The organism is Roseovarius marisflavi (assembly GCF_900142625.1).
Classification (GTDB): Bacteria; Pseudomonadota; Alphaproteobacteria; order Rhodobacterales; family Rhodobacteraceae; genus Roseovarius; species Roseovarius marisflavi.
Genome location: NZ_FRBN01000009.1, coordinates 40,970 through 60,433, shown reverse-complemented (window position 1 = coordinate 60,433; position 19,464 = coordinate 40,970). Strand labels below are relative to the sequence as shown.

Sequence of the window (19,464 nt, the reverse complement as noted above, 5' to 3'; positions counted from 1 at the left end):
TGCAAAATTTTACCCAAAAGTAAGGTTTTCCATACGGGACAAACGCATGTTTTTTCCCCATGTACGGCGGCGCGCTGTGTGACAAAAGTCATTCGGTCACGAGTTACAGATTTTGCTTTTGCGATTGACTGCTGTGCGCCATCACTCACGATACTGCGTACCAGTCGGGGCCCCGGTGGAAACACCGGGGCTTTTGACATTCTCAGGCGCGGGCATCGGCCAAAATCATATCCGCCGCCTTTTCCGCGATCATGATCGTCGGCGAATTGGTATTGCCGCTGGTGATCGTCGGCATCACGCTTGCATCGACAACCCGCAACCCACCAATCCCGCGCAACCGAAGACGCGGATCAAGCGGCGCGCCGTCGTGTGCGCCCATATGCACGGTGCCGACCGGATGAAAGATCGTGGTGCCAATGTCGCCCGCCGCCGTCATAAGCTCTGCTTCGGTTTGCGCGGTTGGCCCCGGCTTGATCTCTTCGGGCGCATAGCGCTGCATCGGGGTCTGATCCATGATCTCGCGCGCCACCCGGATCGAGGCCGCCGCCACCTGTCGGTCACCTTCGGTCGACAGGTAGCTGGGCGCAATCACCGGCGCGTCCTGCGGGTTGGGTGAGGCAAGCGATATCCTGCCCCGGCTTTCCGGTCGCAGGTTGCACACGCTGGCGGTCATCCCCGGAAAATCATGCAAGCCCTGACCGAAGGCCTCAAGCGAGAGCGGCTGAACGTGAAACTCAAGGTCTGGCGTTGCGAGATCGGGCCGGGATTTCGCGAAAGCGCCTAACTGACTTGGCGCCATCGACATCGGCCCAGAGCGCTTGAGCATGTATTCCAACCCGATAGCCATCTTGCCAAGCATCGAATTGGCCATGGTATTCAGGGTTTTAGCACCGCTCAGACGCCAGGCGCAGCGCAACTGCAGATGATCCTGAAGATTGCCGCCGATAGCCGGGGCATTGTGATGAACCTCAATCCCATGCTGGCGCAATTCCTCGCCCGGCCCGATTCCGGACAGGTGCAGGATCTGCGGGCTACCGACCGCGCCGGCGCTCAGGATCACCTCGCCCCTGGTGCGCGCCTCCTTCACAGTGCCGTTTTGCAGGTATTCCACCCCGATGGCGCGACCACAGTCAATCAACACCCGCTGCGTATGCGCCTGAGTTTCCACCTTTAACCCCGGCCCGCTTTCGGCGCGCAAAAACGCCTTGGCGGTGTTCATCCGCCAGCCGCCCCGCTGGTTTACCTTGAAATAGCCGACACCTTCATTGTCGCCGGTGTTGAAATCATCGTTAAGCGGCAGGCCCGCCGCAAGCGCCGCATCGCGCCAGTGGTCAAGAACGTCCCAGTGCAGGCGCTGATTATCCACCCGCCATTCGCCGCCCGCGCCATGCATCTCGGACGCGCCGTCAACATGATCCTCGGAGCGTTTGAAATAGGGCAGAATATCATCCCAGCCCCAGCCGGTATTGCCCATCTGCCGCCAGCCGTCGTAATCGGCGGCCTGCCCCCGCAGGTACAGCATGCCATTGATCGAGCTGCAGCCGCCAAGAATCTTGCCGCGCGGGTACAAAAGGCTGCGCCCGTTCAGCCCCGGCTCGGGCGCGGTTTTGAAACACCAGTCGGTGCGTGGATTGCCGATGCAGTAAAGATACCCCATCGGGATATGCACCCAATGATAGTTGTCGCGCCCGCCTGCCTCTAGCAAGAGCACCTTTTGCCCGGCCTTGCTCAACCGGTTGGCCAGAACACAGCCCGCACTTCCGGCGCCGACGATAATGTAATCCCAATCCATGACTTGCCCTCTTTCAGGGCCGCAGAGTGATGCAAAGTCACGGAACAGACAAGCGCCTCAGAGCGCATTGGCGGTCATCGCCGGAACACGCGCCCCGACAATACAGCGCGTCTCTCGATAGGTCAGAATGGGGCGCGCGGCGCGATTGCACAGAGGCCCAAGCCCCCTGATCTCGGGCAGGTTTTCTGACAACAGGGTGTCAGCCATATCGCCAAGCAAGAGGCTTTCACAGGGCGCGCCGCCCCCGGTATTCAAGATCTCGTGCTGCTCCAGCAGAAGATGCAGATAGGTGATCTCGCGGCAGGGCTCTAATCGTATGTCGCGGCCATTCACAAGCGCCTTGGCTGGCACCAAAACCTCGTGATGGCCAAAGAACAACTCGGCCATGGGCGAGGCGACCATCACCCGATGCTGTTGCGACAGGCGCATAGGCCTACGATTGCCAATTGCGCCCGGATCAAAACAGACCGGCGCATTCCGCCCGACCCCGACCACGGTTTTGCGCCCCGTCCAAAGGATTTTCCGGCGTCCATGATCCCGCGTTGAAACGTAATCACCAGCAGACAGCGTTTCGATCGGTTTCGGGCCATATGGCGTGCCGATGGTGACACCCATGGCGAAACACACATAGGCATGGGTATAGGTCTGGTTTTGGTCCGAGGTGTAAAATTCGGGTGGCACCCCCCCGTTGAAATTATCGAAGTACCACGTTTCGAGATCAAAACCTGGCGTCCAGACGACCTGTGCCAGATTGCCGTTTTCATCCAACCCCTCGAACACGATAACACCGCCACCACCGCTGGGCGCGTCGTCGCTTCGGATCACGGTTGCATCCAAAATCGTCCCGCTGCTCGCAACGGACCAGCTTACGGTATAGGTTTCGCCAACCTCAAAAAGGTTCGGGTCGGTGTCACCCTCCTGTGACGTGACCGTCAAATTGGTGGAGCTTGTCGGCGGATAATCGAATTTCGACCGCCTAGGGCTGCTGTTGACATTACTGCCCGTAGAAACGGCAAATTCATTATCCAGCCCATTGAATGTCTTGACCATGCCCCAACCTTTCGTTGGGTGGCAATGTCACATCCGGGGGCTGAAGACGTGCTTAACGCCTCCGTAAAATAAGCCGCGCATTTTACTTAAACTGGCAAGGCCGTGGTTTTGAACACCGTGCGCAGGGCAAAGCTGGATTGCATCTTTGCCACACCGGGTAACCGCGTCAGGTATTGGCGGTGAATACGGGCAAAGTCTTCGGTATCCTCGGCGACGACCTTGAGGATGTAATCGGCACTGCCGGCGGTCAGATGACATTCCAGTACATCAGGGATACGCGCCACCGCTTTTTCAAAGGATTCAAGCACTTCGTCGGCCTGGGTGTTCAGGGTGATTTCGACGAAAATCGTCGCCGGCACCGCCATCTTGCGCGCATCCAAAAGGGCGACGTAGCCCTTGATATATCCCTCTGCCTCAAGCCGCTGCACCCGCCTGTGACAGGCACTTGCCGACAGGTTGATCTCGTCGGCAAGCTCGGCATTTGAAATGCGCCCGCGCTTTTGCAGAATCGTCAACAAGCGACGATCATTCGAATCAAGTGACATCCACGCAAGACCTTTCGAATACTTCCCATTTATAACGAATATACTTCACAAAATACTCTGAATGACGAGCGAAATTTCAACCCTCTTGCTTGCCGCCTTTGACAGTGTGGCCTCAACACTCAACGAGGAGAGAGCCCCATGAAGATCGGTTGCCCCACAGAAATCAAGCCGCAGGAATACCGCGTCGGCGTCACCCCCAACGCCGCACTAGAGGCCGTGAACCAAGGCCATGACGTGTTCATCCAATCCGGTGCCGGCATTGGCGCGGGTTTTGACGATGCCGCCTATGAGGCCGCAGGCGCCCGGATCATCGCCACCGCCGAGGAAATCTTTGCCGCCGCCGATATGATCGTCAAGGTCAAGGAACCCCAGCCGGTCGAACGAAAGATGCTGCGCCAGGGCCAGCTTTTGTTCACCTATCTTCACCTGGCCCCCGACCCCGAACAGACCAAAGACCTGTTGGCCTCGGGCTGTACCGCGATTGCCTATGAAACCGTGACCGACCGCTCTGGTGGTCTGCCGCTTCTGGCGCCGATGTCCGAAGTTGCGGGCCGTCTGGCACCACAGGTCGGCGCCTGGACCCTGCAAAAGGCCAACGGCGGTCGCGGCGTTCTTATGGGTGGCGTGCCCGGTGTCGGCCCGGCCCGCGTAATCGTCATAGGTGGTGGTGTCGTTGGCACCCATGCCGCCAAGATCGCCGCCGGCATGGGCGCGGATGTGACCGTGCTTGACCGGTCGCTGCCGCGTCTGCGCTATCTTGATGACGTCTTTGGTGGCACCTTCAAAACCGGCTATTCCTCGGCTGGTCTGCTTGAAGAGCTGCTGCCGCTGGCCGATATGGTGATCGGCGCGGTGCTTATCCCCGGTGCTGCGGCCCCCAAGCTTGTGCGCCGCGATCAGTTTCCGATGATGAAGCCCGGCGCGGTTCTTGTGGATGTGGCGATCGACCAGGGCGGTTGCTTTGAAACCTCGCGCGCAACAACCCACCATGACCCGATCTATGAGGTCGATGGCATCATGCATTACTGCGTCGCCAACATGCCCGGCGCGGTTGCCCGCACCTCGACGCTTGCGCTTGGCAATGCCACCATGCCCTTCATGCTGGCCCTGGCGAAAAAGGGTTGGAAACAGGCCTGCGCCGACGATCCGCATCTGCTCAACGGTCTCAACGTGCACGACGGTCAGCTGACCTACGAGGCGGTCGGCACCGCCCTCGGGATGGACACGGTTGACCCGAAATCACTGATCTAAAGCCACCAACCGCCCCCGGCCTTCACGGGCCGGGGGCGCTGACAGACCGCTTTCTGTCGCACGCGGCGCTGGACCAACACTCCCCTTTGCACTAGCACTTGTATAAAAACGTCATCTAGGGGGGCGCAAAATGACGATGTTTATCCTGCGCAGGATCGCGGTCATGATCCTGACGGCGCTCTGCCTGACGTTTATCGTCTTCTTTCTGACAAACCTTTATCCCAACCTTGAAAAGCTGGCGAAAACCCAAGGCAACTTTCGCATGAGCGATGGCGAGGTTGAAAGCTATCTTGGCAAGAACGGCTATCTGCAACCTGTCGGCGTGAAATACGGCCAATGGCTCGGGGTTTTGCCGGGCTATGTGATCGAGGATAACGAAGGAGTGGCGCGCGGGCGGTGTATCGAACCGGGCATGCCGCCAGAGGACGCGCCGCGCCGCTGTGGCGTGTTGCAGGGCGATTGGGGCTATTCAACTGTTTTCAAAAAGGATGTGTTCGAGATCATCGGCGAAAAACTGGCGCTGACCGGCAAGCTTATGTTTTGGGTGATGCTGTTGATGGTGCCCTCGGCGCTTGTGCTTGGGGTGCTGGCGGGTATGCACGAAGGCTCTCGCACCGACCGCGCGCTGTCGACGGTCGCGATTACCACCACGGCCACGCCGGAATATGTCTCGGGCGTGTTGTTCATTGCGGTCTTTGCCAGCACCGCCGTCGGGCTGAAGTGGTTCAAGGGCACCGCCACCAGCGCGATGAACGACGCCACCTTCGAGAATTTCTTTCTGCCAGTGCTGACCATCGCCCTTTATGGCATGGGCTATATCGCTCGCATGACCCGCGCCAGCATGGCCGAGGTGATGACCGCGCAATATATCCGAACCGCGCGCCTCAAGGGCGTCAGCTTTTACAATATCGTGGTCAAACATGCGCTGCGCAACGCGCTGATCGCGCCCTTTACGGTGATCATGCTGCAATTTCCCTGGCTTTTGAACGGGGTGGTGATCGTCGAGACGCTGTTCAACTACAAAGGCTTTGGCTGGACTCTGGTTCAGGCGGCCGGAAACAATGATATCGAGCTGTTGCTCGGGGTCTCGGTGATATCAGTGATTGTCGTGCTGGTGACCCAGCTGATCTCCGATATCGGCTATGTCTATCTTAACCCGCGCATCAGCGTCAGCTAACGGAGGCAGCGATCATGGAATCCCTGAGCTGGGGCGAGATTATCCTGCGTATGCTGGCACAGTTCACGCCGGTCTGGATCGCCCTTGTGGTGACCTTTGCCCTGTCGATCACATTCAAGCGTCGGCTGGGTCTTTATGGCAAGCTGTTTGATAGCCCGATTGGCATGATCGGCTTTGCCATGGTGATGTTCTGGGTCTTTACCGGCGTCTTTGGCGGCGCGTTTGATCTGATCACCACCCATGGGGTTCTGGATCAGTCGGCCTCGATGAAGAACAAACCGCCCGGCACCGCGTTCAGCAAATTGATGGGGGCCCCCGATCCGGATGCCTATCCCTATTACCTGTTTGGCGGCGATCACCTTGGCCGTGATGTGTTCAGCCGGATGATCGTGGGCGCTTGGGAGGTGATCAAGATCGCCCCCTTCGCCAGCCTGTTTGCCTTCATGGTCGGGATTACCCTTGGCCTGCCGGCGGGCTACTACGGCGGCAAGCTTGATACGGTCCTGTCTTTTCTGGCCAACCTCATTCTGGCCTTTCCGGTCATCTTGCTGTTTTACCTGCTGGTGACACCGGAAATCGTGCTGACCGGGATACCGGTCTATATGGCCGCCGTGCTGTTCCTTTTTCCCATCGTGTTTCTGGTCATCCTGTGGAATTCGCGGTTTCACACCCAACCGGCGCGCCGCAATTTTTACGTCGGCGTGACGCTTGTGATCGGTCTCTGGCTTTATCTCGGGATCGCGTGGAATGCTGATCCGCTGGGGATCATCGGGTTTCCGCCCAACCTTTTGGTGGTTTTCGTGGCGGTGGTTTTTGTCAATTCGCCGACGGTGTTTCGCATCGTGCGCGGCCTGACCATGGATATCAAAACCCGCGACTATGTCGCCGCCGCCCAGACCCGTGGCGAGGGGCCATGGTACATCATGCTCTGGGAAATCCTGCCCAATGCGCGCGGGCCGCTTCTTGTCGATTTCTGCCTGCGCATTGGCTATACCACGATCCTTTTGGGCACTTTGGGTTTTTTCGGTCTCGGCCTCAGCCCCGAAAGCCCCGATTGGGGCAGTACAATCAACGAGGGGCGAAAGTTGCTGACGATGTATCTGCATCCGGCGCTGCCCCCCGCCTTTGCATTGCTAAGCCTGGTTCTGGGGCTGAACCTTTTGGCGGATGGGTTGCGCGAGGAAAGCCTGCGGGACTGAGCGTTGAGGAACCAGCACCGGGGGCCAGCCCCCGGACCCCCGGAGTGTTTCGGGAAAGATGAAAGAGGGCAAAATCGCCCCGCTGAAATGGGAGATCAGAATGGCAAAGGATTCATATGACGGGCCGATCCTTGAGATCAGCAACCTGTCGATTTCCTTTTTCACGCGGCTGCGTGAAATTCCGGCCGTGATGGATTTTTCCGTTAGCGTTCAACCCGGCGAGGCGGTCGGTCTTGTAGGTGAATCCGGCTGTGGCAAATCCACCGTGGCGCTTGGCGTAATGCAGGATCTGGGTGTCAATGGCAGGATCGTTGGCGGCTCTGTTCGCTTCAAGGGGCGCGACCTTGCCGAGATGAGCGCCGCAGAACTGCGCGATATTCGCGGCAATGAAATTGCAATGATCTATCAGGAGCCGATGGCAAGCCTGAACCCGGCCATGCGGATCGGTAAACAACTTATCGAAGTGCCAATGATCCACGAGGGGATTTCAGAAGACGACGCCTGGGCGCGCGCGCTGGACGTGGTGAATGACGTCAAGCTACCCGATCCCGAACGTATTCTGAAATCCTATCCCCATCAGTTATCGGGTGGGCAGCAACAACGTATCGTGATCGCCATGGCGCTTATGTCCAAACCATCGCTTTTGATCCTGGACGAGCCGACCACAGCCCTTGATGTGACCGTCGAGGCGGCGGTTGTCGAGTTGGTCAAGGACCTTGGCAAGAAATATGGCACCTCCATGCTGTTCATCAGCCATAACCTTGGGCTCGTGCTTGAAACCTGTGACCGGATTTGCGTCATGTATTCCGGCGAAGCGGTCGAAACCGGCAGCATCAAGGACGTGTTCGACAAGATGCAGCACCCCTATACGCAGGCGCTTTTCCGGTCGATACCCTTGCCCGGCGCCAATAAGAACAATCGCCCCCTCAAGGCTATTCCCGGCAACTTTCCCCTGCCGCACGAACGACCGGATGGCTGCAATTTCGGGCCACGCTGTGATTATTCTCTGGCTGGACAATGTGACGGCACAGCCATTCCGATGGCACCGATTGACGGCGATGACCGGCATTTCACCCGCTGCCTGCGCTACCGCGACATCGACTGGAAGGCACCGCTTGCCGGAAGCATCAAAACCGAGGCGACCGTGCCCGGCCGGGTGGTTCTGAAGATCGAAAACCTCAGGAAATACTACGAAGTGGCGGCCAACGCCTTGTTCGGCGGGAGTGCGGGCACGCGCGTCGTCAAGGCCAACGAAAGCCTGAGCTTTGAGGCGCGAGAATCTGAGACACTGGCCATCGTCGGTGAATCAGGCTGTGGAAAATCCACCTTCGCCAAGGTCTTGATGGGCCTTGAGACCGCGACCGAGGGCGCGATCCTTTTGGACGACCGCAACATCGAACAGATCCGGATCGAGAACCGCGACACCCAGACTGTGGCCGATGTGCAAATGGTCTTTCAAAACCCGTTTGACACGCTCAACCCTTCGATGACAGTCGGGCGCCAGATCATGCGCGCGCTGGAAATCTTTGGGGTCGGACAAACCGAACAAGAGCGGCGCGATGAAATGATGCGCCTGCTTGATCTGGTCAAACTGCCGCGCGAATTTTCCGAGCGTATGCCAAGGCAACTCTCGGGCGGGCAGAAACAACGGGTCGGCATCGCCCGCGCCTTTTCCGGGGGCGCGCGGATCGTGGTGGCGGATGAACCCGTGTCGGCGCTGGATGTCAGCGTTCAGGCGGCGGTGACCGATCTGTTGATGGAAATCCAGCGCAAACAGAAAACCACGCTTTTGTTCATCAGTCACGACCTGAGCATCGTGCGCTATCTCAGCGACCGCGTGATGGTGATGTACCTTGGTCATGTGGTTGAAATAGGCACCACGGATCAGGTTTTTGCCCCTCCCTATCACCCCTATACAGAGGCGCTTTTGTCCGCCGTGCCCATCGCCGATACCAGTATCGAAAAGAAGCATATCGTGCTGGAGGGTGACGTTCCGTCAGCAATGAACCCGCCGTCTGGCTGTCCGTTTCAGACCCGCTGTCGCTGGAAACCAGAGGTGCCCGGCGGGCTTTGCGAAAAAGAGGTGCCGCCAGTGCGCGATTTCGCGCCGGGCCATCAGATTAAATGCCATCTCGCCCAAGAGATGCTTGACCAGATGGAAGCGGTGATCAAGGTTGCCGCCAAATGAGCCGGCACCCTGCGCCGGGCATTTTGTCCGGATTGCGCATGATGTAGATCCAGTCGATGCGACCGCTGCTATCCAGCGTCAGACTATAGATCACATCATCCGCTCCACCCTCTAGAATCGCCAGCGCCGGGGCGCCATTGACACTGATCAGACCGGGCATGGGGCCATCCAGCCCCCGTTTCGCAACCACGGCCAAAATGACCTGCGCCACCTCCTGGGCTCCGTGCAGCGGTCGCAATGCGGCGCGTGCCTTGCCGCCCCCGTCACTGATCGCGGTCACCTCTGGGGCAAGCAGGTTTAGAACTGCGGCGTGGTCCTGTGCCACTGCAGCACGGGCGAATTGCAGAAGCGCCGCGCGCGCCGCGTCCGGGTCGGGGGCAAAGCGGGGTCGCTCCTGTTGTACGCGATGCGCGGCGCGGCTAACCATCTGGCGACAGCTGGCCTCGGATTTGCCAAGCGTGCGGGCAATATCGCCGTATTCGGCGTCAAACACACGACGCAAAAGAAACGCCGCGCGTTCTTGCGGGGTCAACCGCTCCATCGCCCACATCAGAGCAAGATCACACTCCTGCGCCAGCGCAAGCCTTGTCTCGCCATCATTGGTCTCGTCGATAAGCGGCTCTGGCAGCCACGGACCAACATAGGTTTCCCGGCGTCGGCGCGCGCGTCTCAAGGCATCAATCGCAAGTCGCACGGTCACCTGCCGCAACCATGCAGCGGGCGTTTCAATCCTTGGCGCGCCTGCGACCGTGGCGCGGGACCACCGCAACCACGCCTCTTGAGCCACATCCTCCGCCTCGGACCGTTCGCCAAGCATTCGATAGGCTAGCGCGATCAGACGCGGGCGCTCGGCCTCAAATTGGTCAACAGGATCGGCGCGCTCGCTCATGCACTCTCCTTTACGACCGAATGATCGCAGCCCCCAAGAACGATCTTCTGACAGGCGCCGCCATGGCCAAGACCACGTTTGAGAACCGGATATACCCGCCCTGACGCTGCCGCAAATGCCGCTGCAATCGCTGCCCGCTCGCCAAACGCGTCACGAATTTCGCGGCGCAGGACATCGACGTCAGGCGTCCCCCCGATCACCGCCTCGGCAAAGCGAAATCCAAGACCGACCGGCCCCGCCGCCTTGAAATCACGGCGCAGGCAGGCCGCGATCATCGCCGCCGACACGCCCATCTCTACCGCATCGTTGCACACCAATTGCGCACAGCTCCCGCAATCGCCCTCTAACGTTGAAGCAAGAATTGCACCTGTCCAAATCTCTGGCGTCGGCCCGATCATGCGCGAAAACGCCGGAAGGACCATATAGCGCAGCCCCGCCACCGGCCATAGGGTGACCACCTCTTGCATATAGCTAATATCATAGGCCTTCTCGCGGCCAAATTTCGCAAACCCACGGCCTAGGAATGCACGTAAAACAGTGTCTATCATTGCACAATCTCCCCCTTTGTCGCCGAAAGGGCCAAGGCCGCCCCAAGCGCCAAAAGCCCCGGCAGCAACGTCCCGGAAAGCTCTGAAACCAGACTGCGATGCGCGTGCCCGCCATGCGCCAGCCACTCCGCAAGATGCAGCACACCATGCAGTACCGGAAATCCGGCGCCCAACACCGAAAGGCTGCGGTTCCCCTGCTGCGCGCCAACAAAAAGCGCCACCGCAGAGACTAAAAACGCAAGTCCGACATCGCGTGCAAAATGCAGGTTCAGCGGCCCGGAATCCGCCACCCCCGGTACAGTCGTGTAAAACCCCAATGGCGAGATCAGCAACCAAACCGCCACAAGCCCGAACCACCCCGCCAGGGCAAAAACGACAATTTTCATCATCTGAACGTCTCCTTTCCCTTCCATGACGACGCGAAGAGACGTTCTGTGACAGATGACATGAACAGGCCGCTGGTCAGAACCTAATCTTTCACCGTTCCAAAAATACTCAAAAAAGACGGCGCACCCCTCAGGGCACGCCGCGTCAATAGGTCAAAAGCTCGGTCGCGCAACTTACTTCGATGCGATCATCTCGGCCTGTTTCACGATCACTTCGGCCTGTTTGATGCTGGCGATATCAACCAGACGGCCCTTATAGGTGGTCGCGCCCTCACCGCGCGCCTTGGCCTCTTCCATCGCCTGCAGGATTTCGCGCGCCTCGTTCACGGCCTCATCCGAGGGTGTGAAGACCTCATTGGACAGCGCGATTTGCTTGGGGTGGATCGCCCATTTCCCGACCATCCCAAGAGTGGCTGACCGGCGCGCCTGCGCCCGGAACCCTTCGTCATCGCTAAAGTCGCCAAACGGTCCGTCAACGGGCAAAAGCCCATGGGTCCGGCAGGCCGCAACAATCGCCGTCTGCGCCCAATGCCAGGGGTCAGACCAATGGCGCTGACCCTCATGGAGCATGTAGTAGTTCTCCTGCGTGCCGCCGATCCCGGTGGTCGACATACCCATCGACGCCGCGAAATCGGCGGCGCCAAGACTTATCGCCTGAAGGCGCGGGCTGGCGGCGGCAATTTCCTCGACATGGGAAATGCCGGCAGCGGATTCGATGATCACCTCAAAGCTGATCGGCTTTTTGCGCCCCTTCGCAGCCTCGATCGAGGTGACAAGCGCATCGACGGCATAGATATCCGCGGCACAGCCCACCTTGGGGATCATGATCTGATCAAGCCGGTCGCCGGCCTGTTCCAAGAGATCGACCACGTCGCGATACCAAAATGGTGAATCCAGCCCGTTGATCCGCACGCTCAGGTACTTCTTGCCCCAATCCACCGTGTTGATCGCTTCAATTGTATTCTTGCGGGCAATATCCTTGTCGCTTGGGGCAACAGAATCCTCAAGGTCGATATTTATCACATCCGCCGCACTGGCCGCCATTTTCTCGAACAACTTGGTGTTGGATCCGGGGCCGAACAGCTGACAGCGGTTGGGGCGGGCGGGGGCGGGAGGTTGCAAGCGAAAGCTCATATCGGGCGGCTCCGTGGTTAAGGAAATTGCGTTTTTCTCGCGCCAGTGGTTATGAAATTGCGCGCCCAATCGCAAGCTGCTTTTCTGCTTGCCAGAATAACCGGGAGGCCAGACAGCTTGCGTAGAAAATTCGACGAACTTTCTTTTTCAGCGAAGGAACTTGTGCACAAAGTCTATTTATCTGGAAATTTTAATGGCAAATCGCGCCGCCTTCGTAGGAAATTGCTGTGATCGCCAAACCTCAAAAGGACGCGCCATGATCAAGACCCCCTATCTTTTGTTTCTGGGTGATGCGCCCGATATGCTTGCCGCGAAAGTGGCCATCGGCATCCGTGACTGGCGACCGGAAAACGCCGTCGGCCAGTTACGCTTACCGGGCTGTGGCGCTGATCTTGGCCTGGCGGATATGACCCTGACCGAGGCGAAGGCGGCGGGGGTAGAAACCCTGGTGATCGGCGTGGCCAACCGGGGTGGCATGATCAGCAAAGAGTGGAAGAAGGTGCTGGTGACAGCGCTGGAAGAGGGTTTTGACCTGGCCTCTGGTCTGCACAACCTGCTGCGGGATGAGCCTGACCTGCGCGCGGTGGCCGAGGCGACCGGCCGCGCCCTGCACGACGTGCGCGTGCCATCGCTCAGCTATCCGATTGCCGATGGCAAGACACGTCGCGGCAAACGCTGTCTTCCCGTTGGCACGGATTGCTCGGTCGGCAAGATGTACACCGCCATGGCAATGGAGCGTAACATGATCGCGCGCGGGCTAAAGGCCACGTTCCGCCCGACCGGCCAGACCGGCATTCTGATCACCGGCGACGGCGTACCGCTTGATGCGGTGGTGGCCGATTTCATGGCCGGGGCGGTGGAATGGCTGACACCGGACAATGACGACGACCACTGGGATCTTATCGAGGGACAGGGCAGCTTGTTTCACGTCTCGTTCTCGGGGGTGACCATGGCGCTTATTCATGGCGGGCAACCCGACGCCCTAATCCTGTGTCATGAACCCACGCGCAGCCACATGCGTGGTCTGCCCGAGTACACCCTGCCGTCGCTTGAGGCGCTGCGCGACATGGCGCTTCCGCTTGCGCGCGTGGCAAACCCTGACTGTCAGGTGGTCGGCATATCGGTAAACACCCAGCATATGAGCGAAGAGGTCGCGCACGCCTATTTGGCTGAAATAGAGACTGATATGGGCCTGCCGACCACTGACCCCTATCGCTTTGGCGCGGCCAAGCTTGTGGATGCGCTTGTGCGCCTTTGATATGTATGGGCGTGAGTGCAGGAAGGGGATTTGAGTATTTTTGGAAAGATGAAAGGGCTGGACCATGCAGATTGACGTAACCCGCGACCTGTTCAAACTGGCGCAGGTTTTCACCATCAGCCGAGGCTCGCGGACCGAAGCGCAGGTTCTGACCGTCAGGATCACCGACGGCGGTGTGACCGGCCGGGGTGAATGTGTGCCCTATGCGCGCTATGGTGAAACCCTTGAGAGCGTCACCGCAGAGATCATGAGCCTGCCCGATCAAGTAACGCGCGCGGCGCTTTATGATCTCTTGCCTGCCGGGGCCGCGCGCAACGCGGTTGATTGCGCGCTTTGGGATATTGAGGCCAAGCGAACCGGCCAACGCGTCTGGCAATTGGTCGGCCTGCCGCAACCGGGCCCGGAAATCACGGCTTATACCCTGTCGCTCGACAGTCCCGAAAAGATGCAGGCGCAGGCCGCGCAAAATGCCCATCGCCCGATTTTGAAGATCAAGCTTGGCACGCCCGATGACATGCCCCGCCTTGAGGCCGTGCGAATTGGCGCGCCGCAGACACAGATCATCATTGACGCCAATGAAGGCTGGAGCGCCGAGGTTTATGCCGATCTTGCGCCGCATCTGCTGCGCCTCGGTGTTGCGCTTGTGGAGCAACCTTTGCCCGCAGGCGAAGATGACGCGCTTCTCGGGATCGAGCGGCCGGTGCCGGTTTGTGCCGACGAATCCTGTCATGATCGCGCCAGCCTTGCCGCGCTCAAGGGCAAATACGATGTGGTGAACATCAAGCTCGACAAGACCGGGGGCCTGACCGAGGCGCTTGCGCTGCGCGACGCGGCGCTTGCACAGGGCTATCAGGTGATGGTTGGCTGCATGGTCGGATCAAGCCTTGCCATGGCCCCGGCGACGCTTGTGGCGCAGGGCGCGATGGTGACAGACCTTGACGGGCCGCTTCTTCTGGCCGAAGACCGTGAGAACGCTTTGAAATTTGACGCCGCCGGGGTGCACCCGCCCGGGCCCGAGCTTTGGGGATAACACCATGCGCACTGTTTATGTAAACGGCCAGTACCTGCCTGAGACCGAGGCAACCGTGTCGATCTTTGACCGCGGATTTCTTATGGCGGACGGGGTTTATGAGGTGACCAGCGTGCTGGGTGGCAAGTTGATCGATTTTGGCGGCCATCAGGCGCGGCTTGAACGCTCGCTGACCGAGCTTGATATGAAAAAGCCCGCAGCCTTTGACGACCTGCTGGACATTCACCGCGAATTGGTGCGCGTCAACGAGATCGACGACGGTCTGATCTATCTTCAGGTGACCCGCGGCAGCGATGGCGACCGCGATTTCGCCTTTCCCGACCCCGAAACCACCGAGCCGACGCTTGTGCTGTTCACCCAGTCCAAGCCTGGCCTGGCCGATAGCCCGGTTGCGAAAACCGGGCTGCGTATCGTGTCGATCGAGGATATTCGCTGGGGTCGGCGCGACATCAAGACGGTACAGCTCCTTTATCCGTCGATGGGCAAGATGATGGCGAAAAAGGCCGGGTGCGATGATGCCTGGATGGTTGAAGACGGCTTTGTCACCGAGGGCACCAGCAACAACGCCTATATCGTCAAGGGTAACAAGATCATCACCCGCGCCCTGTCGAGCGATATCCTGCATGGGATCACCCGCGCCGCCGTTCTGCGCTTTGCCCGCGAGGCGCAGATGGAGGTCGAGGAACGCAACTTTACCATCGACGAGGCGAAATCGGCTGACGAGGCCTTTGTCACCTCGGCCAGTGCCTTTGTGATGCCGGTGGTGGAAATTGACGGCGCCAAAATTGGCGCTGGCACACCGGGGCCCCGCGCCGGGCGGTTGCGCGAGATCTATCTTGAGGAAAGCCTGAAGGCGGCGATCTAGGCTACCTTTGCATTTTCGCACAGATCGTGGGCGGATAACGGGAATTGAGCGTTCAGCGCGCAGTGTCATAGGTTAGGGGCAGATAACGAAAGGCCCCTGACCATGACCCCCGTTCACCCCCAGACCCGCATCGGGCATGTCCACCTTAAGGTGGCAGATCTTGACCGCGCGATCGCCTTTTATCAGGGCGTCCTCGGCTTCCAGCTTCAGCAGAAATTCGGCACCCGCGCGGCGTTTCTGTCGGCGGGTGGCTATCATCATCACCTTGGCCTGAACACTTGGGAAAGCCTTGGCGGGAAACCTGCGCCCAAGGGGCACACCGGGCTATACCACACCGCGTTTCTTTACCCGGATCGCGCAGAGTTGGCCGATGCCCTGCGCCGTGTGGTGAAGGCCGGCATCGCGATTGAGGGCGCGGCGGATCATGGGGTAAGCGAGGCGATCTATGTCTCTGATCCCGATGGCAACGGTGTCGAGCTATACCGTGACCGCCCAGAGGCCGAATGGCCGCGCGACGCGCAAGGCAACCTTGCCATGGTGAACGATCCGATTGACCTTGACGCGCTGTTGGCCTGCGCGCCGCCGCAAGCGTAAGCGCACGCCGGGTTTGCCCAAAATCCCAGAGGGGGTATCGACGGTTCGGTGTAAATCACTTCCCCGCTAAACGGGGGGAAGTGATTACCCGACTTTAGGTCTTATGCGTTCGGCAGGATGACGATCTCAACGCGACGGTTCTGGCGCTTGCCCGCTTCTGTCAGGTTGGATGCGACCGGCTGATTTTCGCCACGGCCAAAGGTACGCACGCGCGAGAACGGCACGCCACCTTCAAGCAGAACATCGGCGACCGCATTGGCGCGGCGCTCTGACAGACGCTGGTTATAACCGGCGTCGCCATCGCTATCGGTGTGGCCAACGACCTGAACGGTGGTGTTGGGGTAATCATTCAGGCTTTGCGCCACGGTAAGAAGATCACCGCGCAGGCCCGGATAGATCGTAGTGCTGTCGACATCGAACAGGATATCCTGCGGCATCGTCAGGATCAGACGGTCACCGGTGTTGGTGATCTGAACGTCATTGTCCAACTGCTGGCGCAATTCGGCCGCCTGGCGGTCAAGAGAGCTGCCAACGACTGCGCCACCTGCGGCGCCAATAACACCGCCGATGACGGCGCCTTTGACTTTATTGTCACTGACGAGGGCGCCGAGGCCCGCACCAAGGACACCGCCCAAAGCCGCGCCTTCCTTGGTTCTTTGGTTGGGGTCGGTGCCCGAAACCTGCGCCGGATCGGTACAGGCTGTCGCCAGCAAAAGGGATGCGCCGGACAGCAGAAGAAGGGGTTTACGTGCTCGGGTCATTATAGGGTCGCCTTATTGTTAAATCTGCCCGATTTGTCGGGGTTGGGGCAATGATATGCAATAACACGCCTATGCCCAAGTCCTTTGAGGGGAGAAACAGGCGGCATTTCGCGCAAATTTCGCCGTTAACTAACCCTCGGCGCGCGCGCTTTCCCATGCCAGCATCGCGCGCTTGACCGGCAGGCCCCAGTGATAGCCGCCAAGCGCGCCGGATTTGCGCAGCGCCCGGTGACAGGGGATCAGAAAGCTGACCGGATTGCGCCCCACCGCCGTGCCGACGGCGCGCACCGCGCGGGGGCTTCCGATGGACTGTGCGATTTCGGAATAGGTGGTGACATGGCCGGTGGGCACCCGAAGCAGCGCCTCCCAGACCTTGATCTGAAACGGCGCGCCGATCATGTGCAGCGCGGTTTCGCCCTTTTCGGCAAAGGCGGCGCTGACCCAAGTCGCGATGCGCTCGTGCGCGGGTTCGAACCGTGCGCCCGGCCAGCGCGCCTTGAGATCGTCAAAGGCCGCGGCGCGCCCGCATTCCTCGGTAAAGGCAAGCCCGCAGAGGCCCTTGTCGGTGCCCATCGCAAGGGCCTCGCCAAAGGGGCTGTCGAACCAGCCGTGATAGATCGTAAGGCCCTCGCCGCCGCGCGCGAATTCGCCGGGGCTCATCGCCTCCCACCGCAGGAAAAGGTCATGCAGCCGCCCGGTGCCGGTAAGGCCGGCAGCATCGGCCACCTCAAGCGTGGTAAAGCGTTGCGCCAGAAGGGTCTTGGCGTGACCAAGCGTCAGGTATTGCTGATAGCGCTTGGGCGACACGCCGACCCAGGCCGAGAACAGGCGCTGGAAATGCGCGGCGCTCATGCCCATTTCGCCTGCGAGCCGCTCAAGCGGCAGGGCCTCGCCGCCCTGATCAATCAGGTCGATGGCCCGTCGCATGACGTGAAAATGATAGGCCTGATCGGGTGTCTTGGCATCCATCGAAAGTCCTCCGGTTTCAGGCAGGATAGCCAGCATCGCGCCCGCGTGCGACCCGGATATTGCGCATTGAGGGCGCCTATGGTGGACAAAAGTCCGGTCACGCCCATTGCGCGGGCCGGGGGCTTGCGGCAAAAGGCCTGCATGGTAGCGCAACTTGATTATCACAGGATCCGCAAGATCTTTGGCCGGTTTCACGCCGCCGACCCCGAGCCCAAGGGCGAGCTTGACCATGTCAACGCCTATACGCTCTTGGTCGCGGTGGCGCTTTCGGCGCAGGCCACCGATGTGGGTGTGAACCGCGCCACGCATGATCTCTTCAAGATCGTCGATACGCCGCAAAAGATGTTGGATCTGGGTGAAGAGGCCCTGATCGAGCATATCAAGACCATCGGGCTTTATCGCAACAAGGCCAGGAATGTGATGAAGCTGTCGAAGATACTGGTCGAAGACTATGACGGCGTGGTGCCCAATTCGCGCGCGGCGCTGCAATCGCTTCCGGGGGTCGGGCGCAAGACCGCCAATGTGGTTCTGAACATGTGGTGGCATATGCCCGCGCAGGCGGTGGACACCCATATTTTCCGCATCGGTAACCGTACCGGGATTTGTCCGGGCCGGGATGTGAATGCGGTCGAGCGCGCGATCGAAGACAATATTCCCGCCGATTATCAGCTTCATGCGCATCACTGGCTGATCCTGCATGGGCGCTATACCTGCAAGGCGCGCAAGCCGCTTTGTGCCACCTGTATCATTCGTGACTTATGTGAATTCGAGGATAAAAACCTATGACAAAATATCAGGCCGTCGGCGTTGGAAACGCTATCGTCGATGTAATCAGCCAATGCGACGACAGCTTTCTGTCGCGGATGGGCATCGACAAAGGCGTTATGCAGCTGATTGACGAAGAGCGCGGCGAGTTCTTGTATGGCGCGATGGAAAACCGCACTCAGATGCCGGGCGGGTCGGCGGCCAATACGATTGCGGGGCTTGGTGCGCTTGGTCTCTCAACCGCGTTTATCGGGCGGGTGCGCGATGACGAGTTGGGCCGCTATTACGCGTCCAGCCTGACGGATGTTGGCACCACATTTGTGAACGAGCCGGTCGCGGGCGGCGAAGGGCCGACCTCGCGCTCGATGATCTTCGTGTCGCCGGATGGTGAACGCTCGATGAATACCTATCTCGGGATTTCCACCGATCTTGGCCCGGATGATGTGCCCGATGAGGTGGCCGGAGGGGCGCAATTGCTGTTCCTTGAGGGGTATCTTTACGACAAACCGCAGGGCAAAGAGGCGTTTCTTGCGGCGGCGCGGGCCTGTCGCGCGGGCGGTGGACGGGCGGCGATTTCGTTGTCTGACCCGTTTTGCGTGGATCGGCACCGCGATGATTTCCGCCAGCTGGTGCGCGAGCTCGACATCGTGTTCGGCAACGAGCACGAGTGGAAATCGCTCTATCAGACCGAAGATCTTGGCGCGGCCCTAGAGCAGGCGGCGGCGGAAAGCGGGCTTATCGTGTGCACGCGGTCCGGTCATGACGTGGTTGTCGTCGAGGGCGACCAGAGCGTGTCGGTGCCGGTGCAGGAAGTGGTGCCGGTGGATGCCACGGGGGCCGGTGATCAGTTTGCTGCCGGGTTCCTTTACGGGGTGGCGACGGGCCAGACGCTTGAGGTCTCGGGGCGGATGGGCTGTATCGCGGCGGCCGAGGTGATCGGCCATTACGGCGCGCGCCCCGAGGCGGATGTAAAGGCGATGTTCCGCGACGCGGGCCTGATCTAGCCCTCATTCGGGACCTGAGCGTCGGCGCAGACAATAACGGGCGGGGGATATACCCCCGC

The 19,464-nt window shown here is 59.8% G+C and carries 19 protein-coding genes; 10 read left to right on the top strand and 9 right to left on the bottom strand.

Annotation, left to right across the window (positions count from 1 at the left end):
• Positions 1-202: 202 nt before the first annotated feature.
• From BUB78_RS09900 to BUB78_RS09890, 3 genes are all read right to left on the bottom strand, one after another.
• The gene (locus tag BUB78_RS09900; protein WP_073197635.1) at positions 203-1,792 is read right to left on the bottom strand and encodes a GMC family oxidoreductase; all 1,590 of its coding nucleotides are present in this window, start codon (positions 1,790-1,792) and stop codon (positions 203-205) included.
• Between the two features lie 57 nt (positions 1,793-1,849).
• The gene (locus BUB78_RS09895; protein WP_073197634.1) at positions 1,850-2,842 is read right to left on the bottom strand and encodes a Hint domain-containing protein; all 993 of its coding nucleotides are present in this window, start codon (positions 2,840-2,842) and stop codon (positions 1,850-1,852) included.
• 86 nt (positions 2,843-2,928) lie between these two features.
• Positions 2,929-3,387 (bottom strand): Lrp/AsnC family transcriptional regulator, encoded by a 459-nt coding sequence (locus BUB78_RS09890; RefSeq protein WP_073197632.1) that lies wholly within the window; start codon positions 3,385-3,387, stop codon positions 2,929-2,931.
• Positions 3,388-3,525: 138 nt separating this feature from the next.
• Between BUB78_RS09890 and ald the strand changes: the two genes are divergently transcribed.
• From ald to BUB78_RS09870, 4 genes are all read left to right on the top strand, one after another.
• The gene (gene ald / locus BUB78_RS09885; protein ID WP_073197630.1) at positions 3,526-4,638 is read left to right on the top strand and encodes an alanine dehydrogenase; all 1,113 of its coding nucleotides are present in this window, start codon (positions 3,526-3,528) and stop codon (positions 4,636-4,638) included.
• Positions 4,639-4,768: 130 nt separating this feature from the next.
• The gene (locus tag BUB78_RS09880; RefSeq protein WP_073197628.1) at positions 4,769-5,815 is read left to right on the top strand and encodes an ABC transporter permease; all 1,047 of its coding nucleotides are present in this window, start codon (positions 4,769-4,771) and stop codon (positions 5,813-5,815) included.
• A 14-nt stretch (positions 5,816-5,829) separates the two neighbouring features.
• Positions 5,830-7,014: an ABC transporter permease gene (locus BUB78_RS09875; protein ID WP_073197626.1), complete on the top strand. Its 1,185-nt coding sequence runs from the start codon at positions 5,830-5,832 to the stop codon at positions 7,012-7,014.
• Between the two features lie 100 nt (positions 7,015-7,114).
• The gene (locus BUB78_RS09870; protein WP_073197788.1) at positions 7,115-9,202 is read left to right on the top strand and encodes an ABC transporter ATP-binding protein; all 2,088 of its coding nucleotides are present in this window, start codon (positions 7,115-7,117) and stop codon (positions 9,200-9,202) included.
• Here BUB78_RS09870 and sigJ read toward each other — a convergent pair.
• The 4 genes from sigJ to BUB78_RS09850 form a co-directional block, all read right to left on the bottom strand.
• Positions 9,183-10,091 carry an RNA polymerase sigma factor SigJ gene (sigJ, locus tag BUB78_RS09865; protein ID WP_073197624.1) on the bottom strand — a complete coding sequence of 303 codons (909 nt, stop codon included), beginning with the start codon at positions 10,089-10,091 and terminating at the stop codon, positions 9,183-9,185. The two genes, BUB78_RS09870 and sigJ, sit on opposite strands and share 20 nt — an antisense overlap.
• Positions 10,088-10,639, bottom strand: a complete 552-nt coding sequence (locus tag BUB78_RS09860) for a hypothetical protein (protein WP_073197621.1) — start codon at positions 10,637-10,639, stop codon at positions 10,088-10,090. The genes sigJ and BUB78_RS09860 overlap by 4 nt, the downstream gene beginning before the upstream one ends.
• The gene (locus BUB78_RS20325) at positions 10,636-11,028 is read right to left on the bottom strand and encodes a hypothetical protein (RefSeq protein ID WP_139279304.1); all 393 of its coding nucleotides are present in this window, start codon (positions 11,026-11,028) and stop codon (positions 10,636-10,638) included. The genes BUB78_RS09860 and BUB78_RS20325 overlap by 4 nt, the downstream gene beginning before the upstream one ends.
• A 171-nt stretch (positions 11,029-11,199) precedes the next feature.
• Positions 11,200-12,159 carry an L-malyl-CoA/beta-methylmalyl-CoA lyase gene (locus BUB78_RS09850; RefSeq protein WP_073197615.1) on the bottom strand — a complete coding sequence of 320 codons (960 nt, stop codon included), beginning with the start codon at positions 12,157-12,159 and terminating at the stop codon, positions 11,200-11,202.
• Between the two features lie 256 nt (positions 12,160-12,415).
• Here BUB78_RS09850 and dgcN point away from each other — a divergent pair, with 256 nt between their 5' ends.
• From dgcN to BUB78_RS09830, 4 genes are all read left to right on the top strand, one after another.
• Positions 12,416-13,417 carry an N-acetyltransferase DgcN gene (gene dgcN, locus BUB78_RS09845; RefSeq protein WP_073197613.1) on the top strand — a complete coding sequence of 334 codons (1,002 nt, stop codon included), beginning with the start codon at positions 12,416-12,418 and terminating at the stop codon, positions 13,415-13,417.
• A 64-nt stretch (positions 13,418-13,481) separates the two neighbouring features.
• A complete protein-coding gene (gene dgcA, locus BUB78_RS09840) occupies positions 13,482-14,447 on the top strand; it encodes an N-acetyl-D-Glu racemase DgcA (protein ID WP_073197611.1) in 966 nt (321 codons plus the stop codon).
• 4 nt (positions 14,448-14,451) lie between these two features.
• Positions 14,452-15,312 carry a D-amino-acid transaminase gene (locus BUB78_RS09835; RefSeq protein ID WP_073197608.1) on the top strand — a complete coding sequence of 287 codons (861 nt, stop codon included), beginning with the start codon at positions 14,452-14,454 and terminating at the stop codon, positions 15,310-15,312.
• Between the two features lie 102 nt (positions 15,313-15,414).
• Complete coding sequence (locus BUB78_RS09830) at positions 15,415-15,906, top strand: VOC family protein (protein ID WP_073197606.1); 492 nt, start codon at positions 15,415-15,417, stop codon at positions 15,904-15,906.
• A gap of 101 nt (positions 15,907-16,007) precedes the next feature.
• Here BUB78_RS09830 and BUB78_RS09825 read toward each other — a convergent pair whose 3' ends face one another.
• Together BUB78_RS09825 and BUB78_RS09820 are read right to left on the bottom strand one after the other, a co-directional pair.
• Positions 16,008-16,667 (bottom strand): YiaD family glycine zipper/OmpA-like lipoprotein, encoded by a 660-nt coding sequence (locus tag BUB78_RS09825; RefSeq protein WP_073197603.1) that lies wholly within the window; start codon positions 16,665-16,667, stop codon positions 16,008-16,010.
• Positions 16,668-16,796: 129 nt separating this feature from the next.
• The gene (locus tag BUB78_RS09820) at positions 16,797-17,636 is read right to left on the bottom strand and encodes a methylated-DNA--[protein]-cysteine S-methyltransferase (protein ID WP_073197786.1); all 840 of its coding nucleotides are present in this window, start codon (positions 17,634-17,636) and stop codon (positions 16,797-16,799) included.
• Positions 17,637-17,777: 141 nt separating this feature from the next.
• Here BUB78_RS09820 and nth point away from each other — a divergent pair, with 141 nt between their 5' ends.
• Positions 17,778-18,422: an endonuclease III gene (gene nth, locus BUB78_RS09815; protein ID WP_073197783.1), complete on the top strand. Its 645-nt coding sequence runs from the start codon at positions 17,778-17,780 to the stop codon at positions 18,420-18,422.
• On the top strand, positions 18,419-19,405 hold the full coding sequence (locus tag BUB78_RS09810; protein ID WP_073197601.1) for an adenosine kinase: 987 nt from the start codon (positions 18,419-18,421) through the stop codon (positions 19,403-19,405). Before nth ends, BUB78_RS09810 begins: the two co-directional genes overlap by 4 nt.
• Positions 19,406-19,464: the final 59 nt, after the last annotated feature.

Excerpts from the sequence above, each read along its gene's own strand:
- BUB78_RS09810 (WP_073197601.1), top strand. The coding sequence starts at position 18,419 with ATGACAAAATATCAGGCCGTCGGCGTTGGAAACGCTATCGTCGATGTA.
- BUB78_RS09875 (WP_073197626.1), top strand. The coding sequence starts at position 5,830 with ATGGAATCCCTGAGCTGGGGCGAGATTATCCTGCGTATGCTGGCACAG.
- nth (WP_073197783.1), top strand. The coding sequence starts at position 17,778 with ATGGTAGCGCAACTTGATTATCACAGGATCCGCAAGATCTTTGGCCGG.
- BUB78_RS09860 (WP_073197621.1), bottom strand. The coding sequence starts at position 10,639 with ATGATAGACACTGTTTTACGTGCATTCCTAGGCCGTGGGTTTGCGAAA.
- BUB78_RS09825 (WP_073197603.1), bottom strand. The coding sequence starts at position 16,667 with ATGACCCGAGCACGTAAACCCCTTCTTCTGCTGTCCGGCGCATCCCTT.
- ald (WP_073197630.1), top strand. The coding sequence starts at position 3,526 with ATGAAGATCGGTTGCCCCACAGAAATCAAGCCGCAGGAATACCGCGTC.
- BUB78_RS09830 (WP_073197606.1), top strand. The coding sequence starts at position 15,415 with ATGACCCCCGTTCACCCCCAGACCCGCATCGGGCATGTCCACCTTAAG.
- BUB78_RS09880 (WP_073197628.1), top strand. The coding sequence starts at position 4,769 with ATGACGATGTTTATCCTGCGCAGGATCGCGGTCATGATCCTGACGGCG.
- BUB78_RS09895 (WP_073197634.1), bottom strand. The coding sequence starts at position 2,842 with ATGGTCAAGACATTCAATGGGCTGGATAATGAATTTGCCGTTTCTACG.
- sigJ (WP_073197624.1), bottom strand. The coding sequence starts at position 10,091 with ATGAGCGAGCGCGCCGATCCTGTTGACCAATTTGAGGCCGAGCGCCCG.
- BUB78_RS20325 (WP_139279304.1), bottom strand. The coding sequence starts at position 11,028 with ATGATGAAAATTGTCGTTTTTGCCCTGGCGGGGTGGTTCGGGCTTGTG.
- BUB78_RS09890 (WP_073197632.1), bottom strand. The coding sequence starts at position 3,387 with ATGTCACTTGATTCGAATGATCGTCGCTTGTTGACGATTCTGCAAAAG.
- BUB78_RS09850 (WP_073197615.1), bottom strand. The coding sequence starts at position 12,159 with ATGAGCTTTCGCTTGCAACCTCCCGCCCCCGCCCGCCCCAACCGCTGT.
- BUB78_RS09835 (WP_073197608.1), top strand. The coding sequence starts at position 14,452 with ATGCGCACTGTTTATGTAAACGGCCAGTACCTGCCTGAGACCGAGGCA.
- dgcN (WP_073197613.1), top strand. The coding sequence starts at position 12,416 with ATGATCAAGACCCCCTATCTTTTGTTTCTGGGTGATGCGCCCGATATG.
- dgcA (WP_073197611.1), top strand. The coding sequence starts at position 13,482 with ATGCAGATTGACGTAACCCGCGACCTGTTCAAACTGGCGCAGGTTTTC.
- BUB78_RS09820 (WP_073197786.1), bottom strand. The coding sequence starts at position 17,636 with ATGGATGCCAAGACACCCGATCAGGCCTATCATTTTCACGTCATGCGA.
- BUB78_RS09870 (WP_073197788.1), top strand. The coding sequence starts at position 7,115 with ATGGCAAAGGATTCATATGACGGGCCGATCCTTGAGATCAGCAACCTG.
- BUB78_RS09900 (WP_073197635.1), bottom strand. The coding sequence starts at position 1,792 with ATGGATTGGGATTACATTATCGTCGGCGCCGGAAGTGCGGGCTGTGTT.